Genomic DNA, 15,237 nt, shown 5'->3' with positions numbered 1-15,237 from the left:
GACCATGTCGAAAAGCCCACCGCCCGCCACCAAGATGACCGACGCCTGCCGCGCCTTTGTCCAAGGCGTCGAGACACGCAGGCGGCGCGCCCGGCGCAGGGCGCAGTGGCTGCCGCGGGTCAAACGAGGGGCCTATATCCATGACGCGAGTTTTCGCAACGACATCGAGGCCGTCGCCTACCCCCTCGCTCGCGTGCTCGGGCGTATCCCGGATTTCGCCAATCCCGGCACCTACCTCGAAAAACTGCGCAGCCTCTACCTGACCCACCCCAACCCGTTGATGCCCCTCGTTGCCGATAAGATCGGCCTGCGCGCCTATTGCGACCTGTTCGACCTGCCGCTTGCCCCGCTCGATCTCCTCGCCACCTACGAAGATCCCCGCGAGGTCGATCTCGCGACCCTGCCACCGGCGTGCTTTCTGAAGGTGAACGACGGCTGCAAGATGCATCTGCAACAAGGCCCCGGCATGCCGATCACCCCATTCGCACTGCGTCATTTCCGTTGGGAGTTGTGGCACTACGACCATTGGCGCCGCCACGGCGAATTGCACTATCGCGACATTCCCCGCCGCTTGCTTCTGGAAGAGGCCATGCTCCCGTCCCACGAGCTTCGCGATTGCGGCGTCTATTGCGCCATGGGCAAGCCCTATATGTTCTTCACCAAGACCCACGATAGGTACGGACGGCTTCAGGACCGCGCCTATATTCCGCTCGAGGACGGCCTCGATTGCCTTGTGGGCGGTGCTCGCGAAACCCGCGCTCTTTACGATCTCGGCCCACCCGATCAAATCGACGCCATCATCGAAACGTCGCGCCTCCTCTCCCAACCCTTCCTCGATTGCCGTATCGACTTCATGCGCCTCGGCAACCGCACAGTCGTGGGCGAAATCACCCTCTCGCCCGGCGCACTGATGCTCCTGCCCGATGACCCCGAGGTCGAGATCATCCGCGGCAACCTCCTCGATATGTCGCGCCTCGACGACCTCCTCGCAGAGGGCAAGCGCATTGCCGCCAACCTTGGTTGGCCGACCGAGACCAGCTTTGGCCATATCTCGCCCGACGATCCGCGTCTGGCAACGGCTGGGCAAGACGAGGCCCTCTCAGGGTGAAATCCTACGTCCCGGATAGGCCAACAGCGGACTGCCGCGCGCTGATTGAGGCGGTCGAAACCCGCGCACGGACCGCCGAGAAAGAGGCCCGCGCCCTGCCCCGCACCGCGCGACAGGCCTACATCTATGACCATACCTTCACCAACGAGATTGAGGCCGTCGCCTATCACCTCGCAACCGCGATCAACCGGGTGCCGGATTTCCGCGATCCCTTCCTCTATGCCGAAAAACTCCGCAGCCTCTACCTCACGCACCCCAACCCCTTGATGTCGCTGGTCGCCGACAAGGTGTTCCTGCCCCGCTACTGCGCCCATTTCGACACGCCGATCCGCCCGCCCAAGATCCATGCCGTGCATGACGACCCCGCGGATCTCGACCTCTCATCGCTGCCACAAACCGCGATGCTCAAGATTTCCGACGGCTGCAAGATGAACCTGCTGCACGGCCCCGGCATGCCTGTGACTCGCTTTGCCTACCGCCGTTTTCTGCGCCAGTTCTGGCATATCGACCACTGGCGCCGTCACGCCGAACTACACTACCGCGATATTCCCCGCCGCCTCATGGTGGAAGAGGCGCTCCTGCCCATCGAGCGCCTCTCGGAGACAGGCGTTTTCTGTGCGTTTGGGCGGCCCTATATGGCGATTACCAAATCGGGCTACGCCGCCGACCGGTTCTATGGCGCGGTGGACGGCATCCTTGCCCTCGAAGACAGTCTCAAACCGCTCGAACGCTACGAAGACATGCGCCCGCCCCCATTCGAGACCGCCTTCCCCGACCCGTTCCGAGACGCCATGCTCGAGACCACGCGCCGTCTCGCCGCGCCTTTACCGCATTGCCGGGTCGATTTTATGCTCTCGGAAGGGCGCTGTTTCCTCGGCGAAATCACCATTTCGCCCGTCGCCCTGCGCGATTTCTTCCATGAACCGGAGCAACAGAAGATGGATAGCGATCTCTTCGACCTCTCCAAGCTCCCCGACTGCCTTGCCCAAGGGCGTGCCATCGCTGCCAAACTCGGCTGGCCGACCGAGACCAGCTTTGGCCATGTCTCGCCCGACGATCCCCGTCTGGCGACAGGTGGGCACGAGGAGCGACACGCAACATGATGACCACATCCGCCACGACAATGACCCCGGATTGCGCGCTCTTTCTCGAAAGGATCAAAGCCCGCGCAAACAAGGCGCGTCGGCGGGCACGGTTCCTGCCACGGCAGCAACGACAGGCCTTCATCTACGACCAGACGTTCCAGAACGACATCGAATCCGTCGCACATCCGTTGGCCGAAGGCCTTGGCCGCATACCGGACTTCCGCAATCCCTCGACCTATAGCGAGAAACTGCGCAGCCTGTATCTGACCTATCCCAACCCCCTGATGTCGCTGGCGGCCGACAAGATCGAGATGCGCCGCTACTGCGACTACATGGACACCCCGATCAAGCCCCCGCGCCTAGTCGCCGTGCATAACGATCCGCACGACCTCGACCTCTCGGACCTGCCGCAAACCGCAATGATCAAGGTTTCCGATGGCTGCAAGATGAATATCCTGCACGGTCCCGGCATGCCCGTGACCCCCTTCGCCTACCGCCGCTTCCTGCGCGAACAATGGCATATTGACCATTGGCGCCGCCACGGAGAGCTGCACTACCGCGATATTCCCAAGCGTATCCTCGTCGAAGAGGCACTTCTTCCCGCAAACACCATCCGCGAACCCGGCATCCATTGCGCCTTTGGGAAACCCTATCTCGTGCGCTCCTTCCCCGAGCGCCGCTTCACCCCACTACAGGACGAGATACTCCCCTTCGCACGCGATTATGACCGCCCCATCGCACCCCTCTGCGAAGTCCTCCCCGAGCCGTGGCGCGAGGCAATGCTCGAAACCGCTCGCCGTCTTTCCGCCCCGCTGCCACATTGCCGCATCGACTTCATGCTGATTGGTGATCGCTGCTACCTAAGCGAACTGACGCTATCGCCCTCGGGGTTTTTCAAACTGCACAAGACACCCAGCCTCGAACGCCGCCGCGCAGAACTCTACGATTTCGGCTTGCTGCCCGACACGCTCGCACAAGGCCGCCGCATCGCCGCCAAACTCGGCTGGCCGACCGAGACCAGCTTTGGCCATGTCTCGCCCGACGATCCCCGTCTGGCGACGGGTGGGCAATAAGGAAAAGTTCTGGCATGACCCAAACTATGACGCCTGACATGACCGCGGACTGCCGCGACTACATCGCCGAGATCGAAGCCCGCGCGCGTGCCGCCGAACGCGCCGCCCGCACACTGCCCCGCACTGAGCGGCAGGCGTTTATCTACGACAACACCTTCCGCAACGATATCGAGGCCGTGGCCTTTCCCTTGGCCCAAGCCTTGGGCCGCATTCCCGATTTCATCAACCCCACCGCCTATTGCGAAATGATGCGCGGGCTTTACCTCACCCACCCAAACCCGCTCATGCCCTTGGCCGCCGACAAGGTCGATATGCATCATCTTTGCGACTACCTCGATACGCCGATCAAGCCCCCGGCGCTCATCGTTGGCTACGACGATCCTTGGGCGGCTGATCTCTCCGACCTTCCGCAGACCGCGATGCTGAAGGTCGCGGACGGCTGTAAGATGAATATCCTGCACGGTCCCGGCATGCCCGTCACCCCCTTCGCCTATCGCCGTTTCCTGCGTCGCTATTGGCATATCGAACATTGGCGCCGCCATGGAGAGCTGCACTATCGCGACATTCCCCGCCGCCTCGTGGTGGAAGAAGCGGTGCTGCCAGTGGAGACGATCACCGAAACCGACATTTTTTGCGCCTTCGGCGAGCCCTATATGATCCTCACCACGCATGGCTATAGCGCGTCGAACCCGATCGCGACCCTCGGTGGTTTCCGCGTTCTGGACGATGACCTCAAACCAATCGAACGCAAGGTCAGCGACCACACCCCCTCCCTTGAACAGGCCCTGCCGGACAGGCATCGCGACGCCATGTTTGAAACCACGCGCCGTCTCGCGGCGCACCTTCCCAGTTGCCGGGTTGATTTCATGTTCCAAGGCGACCGCATCTTTCTTGGGGAAATCACCATATCGTCTGGCGCCCTGATCATTCACTATGACTCGCCCGCCAAGGAAGCCCTGCGCATGAACCTGCATGATTTCTCGAAGCTGCCAGACGGTCTTGAGAACGGCCGCCGTATCGCCGCCGATCTTGGCTGGCCCACAGAGACCAGCTTTGGCCACTACGCGCCAGACGATCCCCGCTTGGCGACGGGTGGGCAATAAACGCGCAGGGAGCCTATAAGCCGGATTCTGTCCAAGGGGTTGCCCCCTCTGGATGACCATTCTTCTAAAGAGCGCGTTACCGCGCCCCCTCTAGCTGCCAACCCGGACCTCTGGGCCAAAGCATCCCTGCGGTGATATCCCGAAGGATCAATCCCGCGCGAGGTCCCTATTCGGCATTGCTCCCGGTGGGGCTTGCCATGCCGCCCCTGTTACCAGCGGCGCGGTGGGCTCTTACCCCACCTTTTCACCCTTGCCCCCGCAAACGGAGGCGGTTTGTTCTCTGTGGCGCTTTCCCTCGGGTTTCCCCGGCCGGGCATTACCCGGCACCGTTGCCTTGTGGAGTCCGGACTTTCCTCGCGAACCTTGCGGCCCCCGCGGCCATCCAGCCCCCTGCGCGCCCCCGACTTAGGCGCTTGCGCCCGGCCCGTCAATCGACGGCGCGCGCGGCACGGTTCGGAGTTTTGAGTATTTTCACAGAGAAGAAGAGCAGACCTGCGCCATGGCGGCGGCGAGGCGCATATCCTCGGGCGCAAGATCACCGCGCCCCCAAGGGCGGAACCGAAGCCGCACCGCCTGCAACAACAGATCATCCGCCACATCAGGAAAGCCAAAGCCCCGCGCCGCGGAGCGAAACGCCTCCGCGTCCGGTTCGGACCTCGCCGCCTCGGGCAATGCCAAGGCCAGCCCCTCCCGCGCCAGCCGCGCCCAATCAAAGCGCGGGCCCGGATCGCATTTGCGCGCGGGCGCCATGTCGGAATGGCCAATGACATCCTCCGGCGCGATAGCCCAGCGTGCCATGATGCCCCGCATCAACGCCTCGAGCGCCGCCATCTGCGGCTCGGCAAAGGGATGATCGCCCCGGTTGACGAGCTCGATCCCAATGGAGCGGGAATTGACGTCCGTGATCCCGCGCCACTCCCCCGCGCCCGCGTGCCACGCGCGCGCCGCTTCGTCGACCATCTGCCAGATGCGTCCATCCTCGGCGATCATGTAATGCGCCGAAACCTCGACCTCCGGATCGCACAGCCGCTCAAGCGCCGCCTCGGCGTTTTCCATACCTGTGTAATGCAGGACAATCATGTCGGGCCGTGCGCCCTCTCGGCGCGGCCCATGGCTCTCGCAAGGATGCTGCCGGATATCCGGCCCGCCGCTCACCCGCCGCGCGCCGCACGCCGGTAGGGTTCCGGGTTCCAGCCGCAGGCATAGCCGTCACCATCGGGATCAAGCCCCTTGCGGTCGCGTTTCGGCCCGCCACTGGCAAGAAAAGCCGCCTGCGCATCGTTTGACGATGGGAACCCCGCGCAGGCCTTGGCGGTATGCGACTTGGGCAAGAGATTGATCCGGCGATACATCTTGGTGCCGACCGGGTGTGTCAGGCTCAGCGCATAGGCGACAATATTCGGCCCTGTATCCGTGCGCTTGGGCACGGCTGTGGGCTGGATCACCTGATAGCTGTCGCGATTGGCCTGAAGCCGTGCCGCATCGTCCTGAATCGACCGCCGCGATCCGACCGCTTCAAAGTCGTTCTCGTCGGAGATGCCGGGGTTGTCCATCAGCGTCGGCGCCGGGTTGCTCGGGCTGGCGTGCACGATGCCGTCCGGCGTGGTTTGGGCCTGTCCGGGGGCGCGCACGCGCGGCGCGGCGGGTTCTCCGGCCTCTTGTGCCTCCAACGCACCCAGCGCCGCTGCCGCAGCGGCGGTCGCCTCGGATCCGGGTTGTGGGGTTGGACGGGCCTGAGTGGGACGGGTTTGGGCGCTCGGCGTTGCGGCCAGTGCGGTCGTTGCCATCGGCGCCCCGACAGCCTGTCCTGCAGGCGCGTCCAACCGCTCGCCCGAAACCGACGAGGCCGGTGGCAACGCCGCCGTCACGGTATCGTTGTTCGGCGCCGGACGCGGCGAAAGATTGGCGTTGTCGAACCCGACCCCCGCAGCACTGTCGGGGATCGCCGGTTGGCACGCGGCCAGCGCCACCAAGGCGCAGCCGGTCAGAAATGCTCGCATGACGCGGACCTGCTCAGTTTTGTTTTGAGCGGTTTTACCACCATTTTCCCGGTTTGGCTACAAACCCGGCGGCGGACTCCAGCGCATAGGCGGTATTGAGCAGATCGCCTTCTTCCCACGGACGCCCGATGAGCTGCAGCCCGAGCGGCAGCCCCTGATGGTCGACACCGGTCGGCACCGAGATGCCCGGCAGACCGGCAAGGTTCACAGTCACGGTGAAGACGTCGTTGAGGTACATCTTGACCGGATCTTCGTCGTTCATCTCGCCAAGACCAAAGGCCGAAGACGGCGTTGCAGGCGTCAGGATCGCATCGATCCCGGCGGCAAAGGCGTCGTCAAAGTCCTTCTTGATGAGCGCGCGCACCTTGCGGGCGCGGTTGTAATAGGCGTCGTAGAACCCGGCCGAGAGCACATAAGTCCCCACCATCACCCGGCGTTTGACCTCGTCGCCGAAACCTTCGGCGCGGGTCTTTTCATACATCTCGGTGATGCCGTCACCCGCCGCGAGGCTGGCGCGATGGCCAAAGCGCACCCCGTCATAGCGCGCGAGGTTCGACGATGCCTCGGCGGGCGCGATCACGTAGTAGGTCGGCAGGGCGTATTTCGTATGCGGCAGCGAGATATCGACGATCTCGGCTCCAGCCGCCTTGAGCATCGCCCGTCCCTCGGCCCAAAGCGCCTCGATCTCATCGGGCATACCGTCCATATGGTATTCCTTGGGGATACCGATCTTCTTGCCCTTGATATCACCGGTCAGCATGGCCTCAAAATTCGGCACGGCAAGCTCGGCGCTCGTGCTGTCCTTCGGGTCATGGCCGCACATCGCCTCGAGCATGATCGCCGCGTCGCGGACCGATTTCGTCATCGGCCCGGCTTGGTCGAGCGACGATGCGAAGGCGACAATGCCCCAGCGCGAGCAACGGCCATAGGTCGGCTTGATGCCGACAATGCCGGTAAAGGCGGCAGGCTGGCGGATCGAGCCGCCGGTATCGGTGCCGGTCGCAGCAAGGCAGAGATCGGCCGCCACGGCCGAAGCCGAGCCACCGGACGAGCCGCCCGGCGTCAGCGCGGCGTCATCATTGCCACGCCGCCACGGGCTGATCGCGTTGCCATAGACAGAGGTCTCGTTCGACGAGCCCATCGCGAACTCGTCCATGTTGAGCTTGCCGAGCATGACCGCGCCCGCATCGAACAGGTTCTGGGTCACGGTCGATTCGTATTGTGGCTTGAACCCCTCAAGGATGCCGGAGGCCGCCTGAGAGGGCACGCCCTTGGTGCAGAAGAGATCCTTGATGCCAAGCGGCAGACCGCACATCGCCGGCGCATCGCCCGCCGCGATCCGCGCATCGGCGGCCTTGGCCTGCTCCAGCGCGATCTCGGGGGTGTGATGCACGAAAGCATTGAGCGCGCCTGCGCCCTCTGCCGCCTTGAGGCAGGCTTCGGTCAACTCGACCGAGGTCACATCCTTGCTGCGCAGCTTGTCGCGTGCGTCGGCCAGGGTCAGCGTATTCAGTTCAGTCATTATTCCACCACCTTCGGCACCGCAAAGAACCCCTCGCGCGCATCCGGCGCGTTGGCGAGAACCTTGTCCTGTTGATCCCCGTCGGTGACCACATCCTCACGACGCTTGAGACGCATCGGCGTCACCGAGGTCATCGGCTCGACGCCGTCGACATCAACCTCGTTCAGCTGTTCGATAAAGCCGAGGATGGTGTTGAATTCCTGCGCCAGCGCGGGCAGCGCATCTTCTTCGACCTTGATCCGCGCGAGCTTGGCCACGCGGGCGGCGGTGTCCTTGTCAATCGACATGGGGCTTCTCCGGTTGCAACTTGGCCCCAGCGTTTAGCGCCCTCCTTGGAGTGGTGCAAGCACTGACCCGGCACGGACGCTGGCAAGGGCGTGCTCTCGCCCCTTCCAGAGGCAGCAAAGCTGCCCCCAGACCTCGCCTTAGATTGGGGGGCAACTGGGGGGCCAGCCCCCCCAGACCTCATCTTCAACTGGGGGGCCAGCCCCCCAGACCCCCCGGGATATTTCCGGCAAGAGGAAGACGGAAGCGCAGCCCCGGCGTCTTCTCTGCTCAAATACGCCAAACCCGTGAAGGCGCAGACGCCACGGCCTCTTTCTTTATGTCGCGCGCGTGCTAGTCTCCTCTTTCCAACACGAAAAAACGGGAGGCTCACATGAAAATCATCTGGCTCGGACATGGCTCTTTTCGCATCGAGGTCTCGGATCTCGTGCTTCTTGTCGATCCCTGGCTGACCGGTAACCCCGTCTTGCCGGAGGAACACCACGACACCGCCACCGCCGGCGCAACGCATTTGATCCTGACGCATGCCCATTTCGACCATGTCGCCGACATGCTGCCGCTGGCGCGCAAACTCGGTGTGCCGATTGTCGGACAATATGACCTGATGTCCTTCTGGAACGAGCATGAGCATCTCGACACCGTCGGCTTCAACAAGGGCGGCACCGTGTCCCTTGGCGAAGGCGTCTCGCTCGCCATGGTGCCCGCCTCGCATAGCTCGACCTTCGGCACGCCCGATGGCCCCAAGGCCGCCGGCTCCGAGGTCGGCTTCATGCTCATGGCAGAAGGCCACACGGTCTATATCTCCGGCGACACCGCGATCATGGCCGACATGGATTGGATGGGAGACTATTACAAACCCGATATCGGCATTCTCTCGGCAGGCGGCCATTTCACCATGGACATGAAAGGCGCGGCCTATGCCGCCAAACGCTATTTCGATTTCAAGACGGTGATCCCCTGCCACTACCGCACCTTCCCGATCCTCGAACAGGACGCCAAGGCGCTGGCCGAGGGCTTGCCCGGCGTCGATGTGATCGAGCCGCAAATCATGGAAGCGATCGAGATCTAGGGTCCTGACCCTAACGCCGCTCGGCAAAGAAATCCTTGAGCAGCGCCTCGGCCTCCGGGGCGCTGATCCCGTCATAGACCTCGGGGACGTGATGGCTCTGGGGGTGGGCAAAGACCCGCGGTCCCTGCGCCACGCCGCCCGACTTGGGGTCCGCCGCGCCATAGTAAACCCGCGCGATCCGCGCCTGCGAGATCAGGCTCGCGCACATCGGACAGGGCTCCAGCGTCACATAGAGATCATGCCCCGGCAGCCGCTCGCTCCCCGCCGCCTTGCAAGCCGCCCGGATCGCGAGCACTTCGGCATGGCCCGTCGGGTCTGAGAGTTCCCGCGTGCGGTTCCCGGCCCGCGCCACCACCGCGCCCTCGGGCGAGACGATGACGGCCCCAACCGGCACCTCGCCGCGCTCTGCGGCGGCGCGCGCCTCATCCAGCGCGATATCCATGTAGCTGCGAAACACCATACCTCTTCCTGCCTGTGCCATTGCCCTTTCGCAATCCCCCAAACCGCGCTAGGAGCAGTCTATGAGCCAAGACACACCCAAAGACGCCCCCAAGGGCGACCGGATCGCCAAGGTCCTTGCCCGCGCTGGCCTTGCAAGCCGCCGCGAAGCCGAACGTATGATCGAAGCGGGCCGCGTGACGGTCAATGGCAAGAAAATCAACAGCCCGGCGCTGAACGTGACCGAAAAGGACCGGATCACGGTCGATGGCAAACCGCTTGCCGAACCAGAGCCGGAACGCCTCTGGCTCTACCACAAGCCCACCGGCCTCGTGACAAGCCACAAGGATGAACAGGGCCGCGAGACGATCTTTGACGCCCTGCCCGAGGGCATGCCCCGCGTGATGAGCGTCGGACGGCTCGACCTCAACTCCGAAGGGCTCTTGCTTCTGACCAATGATGGCGGTGTGAAACGTCAGCTCGAATTGCCCTCAACAGGGTGGCTGCGGAAATATCGCGTGCGCGTCAATGGCCGCCCCGAGGAAAAAACCCTCGCGCCGCTGCGCAAGGGGATCATCCTCGAGGGCGAAAAGTTTCAGCCGATGGACGTGAGTCTCGACCGCCAACAGGGCGCGAATGCCTGGCTGACCGTCGGCATCCGCGAAGGGCGCAACCGCGAAATCCGCCGCGCGATGGAGGCCGTGGGCCTTTCGGTGAACCGCCTGATCCGCGTCTCCTACGGCCCGTTCCAGCTTGGCAATCTGAAATCCGGCGAGGTCGAGGAAGTGCGCCGCCGCGTGGTGCGCGACCAGCTTGGCCTCGACGGCGCCAAACCGGCCGAGACCCGCCCCAAGCCGACCCGAAGCCGCAACCCTGGTCCGCCCAAAGGCAAACCAACGGCGAAGCCCGCCGGGAAACCGTCGGGGAAGGCCACAGGTAAACCCACAGGCAAACCTATGGCCAAAGCGACCGGCAAACCAACCGGCAAACCCGGCTCCCGTCGCCGCTAGACCCCGCACCAGCGCGCCCGCGCCCGGCAAAACCGGCGAATTGACGCGCGTGGCCCCTTCTTCCCCCTAGCGCCCCGCCGATAAAAACCCTAGATTTTTGGCAGGTTTCGCAGGAAAGAACGCCAAATGTCCGGCACCGGATTGCAAAAACTGGCCTTTGGGCTGCTTGTCATATTGATCGTCTACGTCTCCATCGCAGGAGGCGTGTGACATGGCACAACGATATGGCGGCAAGTTTAGCCCCGATGGCACATCCGACACCACGACGCCCAGCACGTCCTTTCAGGGCGCGCGCCGGACCCGTGCGGGCGGACGCGTCAATCTCCTCTTTCTCGCGCCCCTACCCCTGATCTGGCAGGCGTTCGGCAATGGCCCGGTGCAAATGGCGCTGAACCTCTCCGCCCTTGGCCTCCTGCTGCTCGCGGCATGGCTGACACGCGAAGGGCTGCTTGCCGAAGAGGCGTATGAGGCGCGCAAAGTCGCCCGCCGCCCCACTCTGCCGCGCAAGATGCTTGGCTCCGTGCTGACCGGCGCAGGCTTGGCGCTTGCAGGCTGGGCCGCGACCGGCGGGATCGGCGCGCCTGTGATCTACGCCGTGGTCGGCACCGCATTGCACGGGCTGGCTTTTGGCCTCGACCCGCTCAAGGATAAGGGGCTTGAAGGCGTCGACCTCTATCAGACCGACCGCGTGGCCCGCGCCGTGGACGAGGCCGAAAAACACCTCACCGCCATGAATGACGCCATCCTGCGCTGTGGCGATCGCGGCCTCGAGGCCCGCGTTGGCCGTTTCCAACAGGCCGCACGCACACTCTTCCGCACGGTCGAGAACGACCCCCGCGACCTCACCGCCGCGCGCAAATACTTGAGCGTCTATCTCCTTGGCGCACGCGACGCGACGGCCAAGTTTGCCGATATCTACGCCCACAACCGAAGCCCCGAGGCCCGCGCTGACTACGAAGCGCTGCTTGACGACCTCGAACAGAATTTTGCCGCCCGCACCGAGAAACTGCTGCTTGACGACCATAGCGACCTGACCGTCGAAATCGACGTGCTGCGCGACCGTCTTGCGCGTGAGGGCATTCACCGCCAATCCCTTTGACCCCCAAGAGGTATACTGCCATGTCCGACACCATCCGCCAGAAGGCCGAAGCCGCGCTTGCCGAAGCGGACAAGGTCACCGCCGTGATCCTGCCCGAACCGACCGAGGCCACCGCTGTGGTGCCGCTTGCCGAGGCCGACGCCCCCCTGAGCGCCGAGATCACCAAACGCATGGCCGAACTCGACATGTCGGATACCGGCTCAATCGTGCATTTCGGCTCCGCCGCTCAGGCAGAGCTACAGGAAATCTCGCAAGCCATGCTGCAGGACGTGCGCAACAAGGATGTCGGCCCGGCGGGTGACTCGCTGCGCAACATCGTCACCACGATCCGCGGCTTTTCCGTCTCCGAACTGGACGTGCGCCGCGAGCGCTCCTTCTGGGAGAAACTCTTGGGCCGCGCCGCGCCGTTTGCAAAATTCACCGCGCGTTTCGAAGAAGTCCAGAGCCAGATCGACCGCATCACCGACAATCTCCTGACCCACGAGCACACGCTCCTGAAGGACATCAAATCGCTTGATCTGCTCTACGAGAAGACCCTCTCTTTCTATGACGAGCTGGCCCTCTACATCGCTGCCGGCGAAGCCAAGATCGCCGAACTCGACGAAAAGGACATCCCCGCCAAGGAGGCCGAAGTCGAAGCGGCCGCCGAGAACGATCAGGTGATGAAAGCGCAGGAACTGCGCGACCTGCGCGCCGCGCGCGACGATCTCGAGCGCCGGGTGCATGACCTGAAACTCACCCGTCAGGTGACGATGCAATCCCTGCCCTCGATCCGCTTGGTACAGGAAAACGACAAATCGCTGGTGACCAAGATCAACTCGACGCTGGTCAACACCGTGCCGCTCTGGGAAACCCAATTGGCTCAGGCTGTCACCATCCAGCGCTCTGCCGAGGCCGCCGCCGCCGTGCGTGACGCCAATGACCTCACCAACGAACTTCTGACGTCCAACGCCAAGAACCTGCGCGAAAGCAACAAGATGATCCGCGAAGAAATGGAACGCGGCGTCTTTGACATCGAAGCCGTGAAACAGGCCAATGCCGACCTCATCGGCACGATCGAGGAAAGCCTCCAGATCGCCGACGAAGGCAAGGCCAAACGCGCCGCCGCCGAGGAAGACCTCAAGAAGATGGAGGCCGATCTGCGCGACACGCTCGCCGCGGCCAAGGCGAAACAAACCGGTCTCGGCGACACCGCCGGCACCGCTGTACCGAAAGGCTGAACCACGATGACGCGCCTGCGGGGTCTCCTATGTCTGGCTGCCGTGACGCTGGTTGCGGCCTGCGAAGGCCTTATGCCGCCTGCGCAGGAGAAACCCGCGCCTGATCTGGCCCCGCGCCCCTCTGCGCGCTCCGAAGCCTTGGCCGACTACTACTCGGGCGTGCAGGCCGACCTGATCGCCCGTGGTCTGCTGCGTCAGGATGGCGGCGGGCCGGATACGCCCGTGACCCCCGACATGCTCGCACGCAACTTCGAAAATATCGTTTTCTACGATGAATACGCGCGCGGCGGTGGCTTGCGCCGCTCCAATGGCCGCGCCGGGGGGCTGCGCCGCTGGGATGTGCCGGTCCGTGTCGGGGTCGAATTCGGCGCCAGCGTGCCTGCCGCAATGCGCAGCGCCGATACCGCGACCGTCAAGGACTACGTCGCCCGCCTCGCCTCTGCCTCGGGCCATTCGATCTCTGTCACCGCCGCGCGCCGCGCGAACTTTCATGTGCTCGTCATGGGCGCCGATGACCGTGCCGAGATGCTCGCCCGCGTGCGCGAGATCATCCCCGGTGCAAGCCACGCGACCCTGAGCCTCTTCCGTCATACCCCGCGCGAGATTCACTGCCTTGTGGTGGCCTTCTCTGACGAGACCAATACCAACGCCTACCGCACTGCCATTGCCATGGTGCGCGCAGAACACCCCGATCTCTTGCGCAAATCCTGCTACCACGAGGAAATCGCCCAAGGCCTTGGCCTCGCCAATGACAGCCCCGAGGCCCGGCCCTCGATCTTCAACGACGATGACGAGTTCGCGCTCCTGACCTCGCATGACGAGGCGCTGCTGAAAATGCTCTACAACCCCGCGCTCTCTATTGGCATGTCCCTCGACGCCGCGCGCCCGACGATCAAAACCCTCGCCCGCTCCCTCGCGGGCCGCTATTACTAAAAGGATTTTGCACGTGACGCAGACTATCCTTGAAGTTCCTGAGAAAATTGTCGCGAAGCTACGTTCAAGCTTAGAGGGCAGTGTAACGCGACAGCTAGTGATAGAGAACGTTGTATGCTTGCAGCGCGGTTTCAAATTCGAGATATTTGCGAATGAACATCCTCCACCACACTTTCATGTATCAAATTCAGGAGCATCCGCTCGATTCGATCTGACTACAGGCGCACCCCTATCAGGGCGAAATGATCGAAAAGTCGTAAAACACGTCAGACGGCATTTCCCGGCAATGCAGAACGATCTGATAGAATTCTGGAACAACTCAAGACCATCCGATTGCACTGTAGGCAAGGTAAAGCTTGCCAAGTCAATTCAAACAAAAAACTAGGAAAAGACATGGGTATCTTCGATTTCCTCACCGGCGAATTCATCGACGTCATCCACTGGGTCGACGACACGCGCGACACGATGGTCTGGCGTTTCGAACGTGAAGGCCACGAGATCAAATATGGCGCCAAGCTGACCGTGCGCGAAGGGCAATCCGCCGTCTTCGTCCATGAGGGTCAACTGGCGGATGTCTTCACCCCCGGTCTCTACATGCTCGAGACCAACAACATGCCGGTGCTGACGACGCTGAACCATTGGGATCACGGCTTCAAATCGCCCTTCAAATCGGAAATCTACTTCGTCAACACGACGCGCTTTGCCGATCTGAAATGGGGCACCAAGAACCCGATCATCTGCCGTGACCCGGAATTCGGCCCCGTGCGCCTGCGCGCCTATGGCACCTACGCGATCCGCGTCACCGATCCTGCCCGCTTCCTGACCGAGATCGTCGGCACCGATGGCGAATTCACCATGGACGAGATCTCCTACCAGATCCGCAACATCATCGTGCAGGAATTCTCCCGCGTCATCGCCTCGTCCGGCATCCCGGTTCTCGACATGGCCGCCAACACCGCCGACCTCGGCAAGCTCGTCGCCGCCGAAATCTCAGGCACGCTCGCGGAATACGGCCTGTCAATGCCCGAGCTTTACATCGAGAACATCTCCCTGCCCCCCGCGGTCGAGGAAGCGATGGACAAACGCACCTCCATGGGCGTCGTGGGCGACCTCGGCAAATATACCCAGTTCTCCGCCGCCGAAGCCATGACCGCCGCCGCTGCCACCCCCAATTCCGGCATGGGCGCAGGCATGGGCATGGGCGTCGGCATGGCCATGGCGCAACAAATGGCGAACCAAGGCCCCGGGGGGGCCCGCCCCGCACCGCAGCCCAGCGCCGCCGCAGTCCCGCC

16 protein-coding genes and 1 other RNA gene are annotated in these 15,237 nt (G+C 63.4%); 11 read left to right on the top strand and 6 right to left on the bottom strand.

What is annotated here, in order from left to right; translation table 11 throughout:
- The first annotated feature begins 4 nt into the window (after window positions 1-4).
- The 4 genes from MK745_RS10700 to MK745_RS10685 are packed head-to-tail and all read left to right on the top strand — an operon-like array spanning window position 5 to window position 4,369.
- A complete protein-coding gene (locus MK745_RS10700) occupies window positions 5-1,108 on the top strand; it encodes an ATP-grasp fold amidoligase family protein (protein WP_243613288.1) in 1,104 nt (367 codons plus the stop codon).
- Window positions 1,105-2,211: a hypothetical protein gene (locus MK745_RS10695; protein WP_243613287.1), complete on the top strand. Its 1,107-nt coding sequence runs from the start codon at window positions 1,105-1,107 to the stop codon at window positions 2,209-2,211. Before MK745_RS10700 ends, MK745_RS10695 begins: the two co-directional genes overlap by 4 nt.
- Window positions 2,208-3,266 (top strand): ATP-grasp fold amidoligase family protein, encoded by a 1,059-nt coding sequence (locus tag MK745_RS10690; RefSeq protein WP_243613286.1) that lies wholly within the window; start codon window positions 2,208-2,210, stop codon window positions 3,264-3,266. The genes MK745_RS10695 and MK745_RS10690 overlap by 4 nt, the downstream gene beginning before the upstream one ends.
- Before the next feature lie 14 nt (window positions 3,267-3,280).
- A complete protein-coding gene (locus MK745_RS10685; RefSeq protein ID WP_243613285.1) occupies window positions 3,281-4,369 on the top strand; it encodes a hypothetical protein in 1,089 nt (362 codons plus the stop codon).
- Here MK745_RS10685 and rnpB read toward each other — a convergent pair.
- The 5 genes from rnpB to gatC form a co-directional block, all read right to left on the bottom strand.
- Window positions 4,370-4,763, bottom strand: an RNA gene (gene rnpB / locus MK745_RS10680) — RNase P RNA component class A. It lies immediately after the preceding gene.
- A gap of 77 nt (window positions 4,764-4,840) precedes the next feature.
- On the bottom strand, window positions 4,841-5,449 hold the full coding sequence (locus MK745_RS10675) for an N-acetylmuramoyl-L-alanine amidase (RefSeq protein ID WP_243613397.1): 609 nt from the start codon (window positions 5,447-5,449) through the stop codon (window positions 4,841-4,843).
- A 71-nt stretch (window positions 5,450-5,520) separates the two neighbouring features.
- The gene (locus MK745_RS10670) at window positions 5,521-6,369 is read right to left on the bottom strand and encodes a hypothetical protein (RefSeq protein WP_243613284.1); all 849 of its coding nucleotides are present in this window, start codon (window positions 6,367-6,369) and stop codon (window positions 5,521-5,523) included.
- Between the two features lie 34 nt (window positions 6,370-6,403).
- Window positions 6,404-7,891, bottom strand: a complete 1,488-nt coding sequence (gene gatA / locus MK745_RS10665; RefSeq protein WP_243613283.1) for an Asp-tRNA(Asn)/Glu-tRNA(Gln) amidotransferase subunit GatA — start codon at window positions 7,889-7,891, stop codon at window positions 6,404-6,406.
- A complete protein-coding gene (gene gatC, locus MK745_RS10660; RefSeq protein WP_243613282.1) occupies window positions 7,891-8,178 on the bottom strand; it encodes an Asp-tRNA(Asn)/Glu-tRNA(Gln) amidotransferase subunit GatC in 288 nt (95 codons plus the stop codon). Before gatC ends, gatA begins: the two co-directional genes overlap by 1 nt.
- Window positions 8,179-8,549: 371 nt before the next feature.
- On the opposite strand from gatC, the gene MK745_RS10655 reads away from it, so the two are divergent.
- Window positions 8,550-9,245, top strand: coding sequence for a metal-dependent hydrolase (locus MK745_RS10655; protein WP_243613281.1), 696 nt, complete (start codon window positions 8,550-8,552; stop codon window positions 9,243-9,245).
- Between the two features lie 10 nt (window positions 9,246-9,255).
- Here MK745_RS10655 and MK745_RS10650 read toward each other — a convergent pair whose 3' ends face one another.
- The gene (locus tag MK745_RS10650) at window positions 9,256-9,705 is read right to left on the bottom strand and encodes a nucleoside deaminase (protein ID WP_243613280.1); all 450 of its coding nucleotides are present in this window, start codon (window positions 9,703-9,705) and stop codon (window positions 9,256-9,258) included.
- A gap of 61 nt (window positions 9,706-9,766) precedes the next feature.
- Here MK745_RS10650 and MK745_RS10645 point away from each other — a divergent pair, with 61 nt between their 5' ends.
- The 6 genes from MK745_RS10645 to MK745_RS10625 form a co-directional block, all read left to right on the top strand.
- Window positions 9,767-10,693, top strand: a complete 927-nt coding sequence (locus MK745_RS10645; RefSeq protein ID WP_243613279.1) for a pseudouridine synthase — start codon at window positions 9,767-9,769, stop codon at window positions 10,691-10,693.
- A gap of 211 nt (window positions 10,694-10,904) precedes the next feature.
- Window positions 10,905-11,792, top strand: a complete 888-nt coding sequence (locus MK745_RS10640) for a 5-bromo-4-chloroindolyl phosphate hydrolysis family protein (RefSeq protein WP_243613278.1) — start codon at window positions 10,905-10,907, stop codon at window positions 11,790-11,792.
- A gap of 20 nt (window positions 11,793-11,812) precedes the next feature.
- Window positions 11,813-13,012 carry a toxic anion resistance protein gene (locus MK745_RS10635; protein ID WP_243613277.1) on the top strand — a complete coding sequence of 400 codons (1,200 nt, stop codon included), beginning with the start codon at window positions 11,813-11,815 and terminating at the stop codon, window positions 13,010-13,012.
- A gap of 6 nt (window positions 13,013-13,018) precedes the next feature.
- Entirely contained in the window at window positions 13,019-13,945 is a 927-nt protein-coding gene (locus tag MK745_RS10630; protein WP_243613276.1) for a DUF2927 domain-containing protein, read from the top strand.
- Between the two features lie 13 nt (window positions 13,946-13,958).
- Complete coding sequence (locus tag MK745_RS19880; protein WP_431978968.1) at window positions 13,959-14,330, top strand: DUF4160 domain-containing protein; 372 nt, start codon at window positions 13,959-13,961, stop codon at window positions 14,328-14,330.
- Window positions 14,331-14,338: 8 nt separating this feature from the next.
- Window positions 14,339-15,237 (top strand): SPFH domain-containing protein (locus MK745_RS10625; protein WP_243613275.1); only part of this gene is annotated, 899 nt, incomplete at its 3' end.

The sequence above is a fragment of the Shimia aestuarii genome (assembly GCF_022814865.1).
Lineage (GTDB): Bacteria > Pseudomonadota > Alphaproteobacteria > Rhodobacterales > Rhodobacteraceae > Shimia > Shimia aestuarii_A.
The sequence above is the reverse complement of the archived record's forward strand: the minus strand, read 5'-3'. Positions and strand labels throughout refer to the sequence as shown.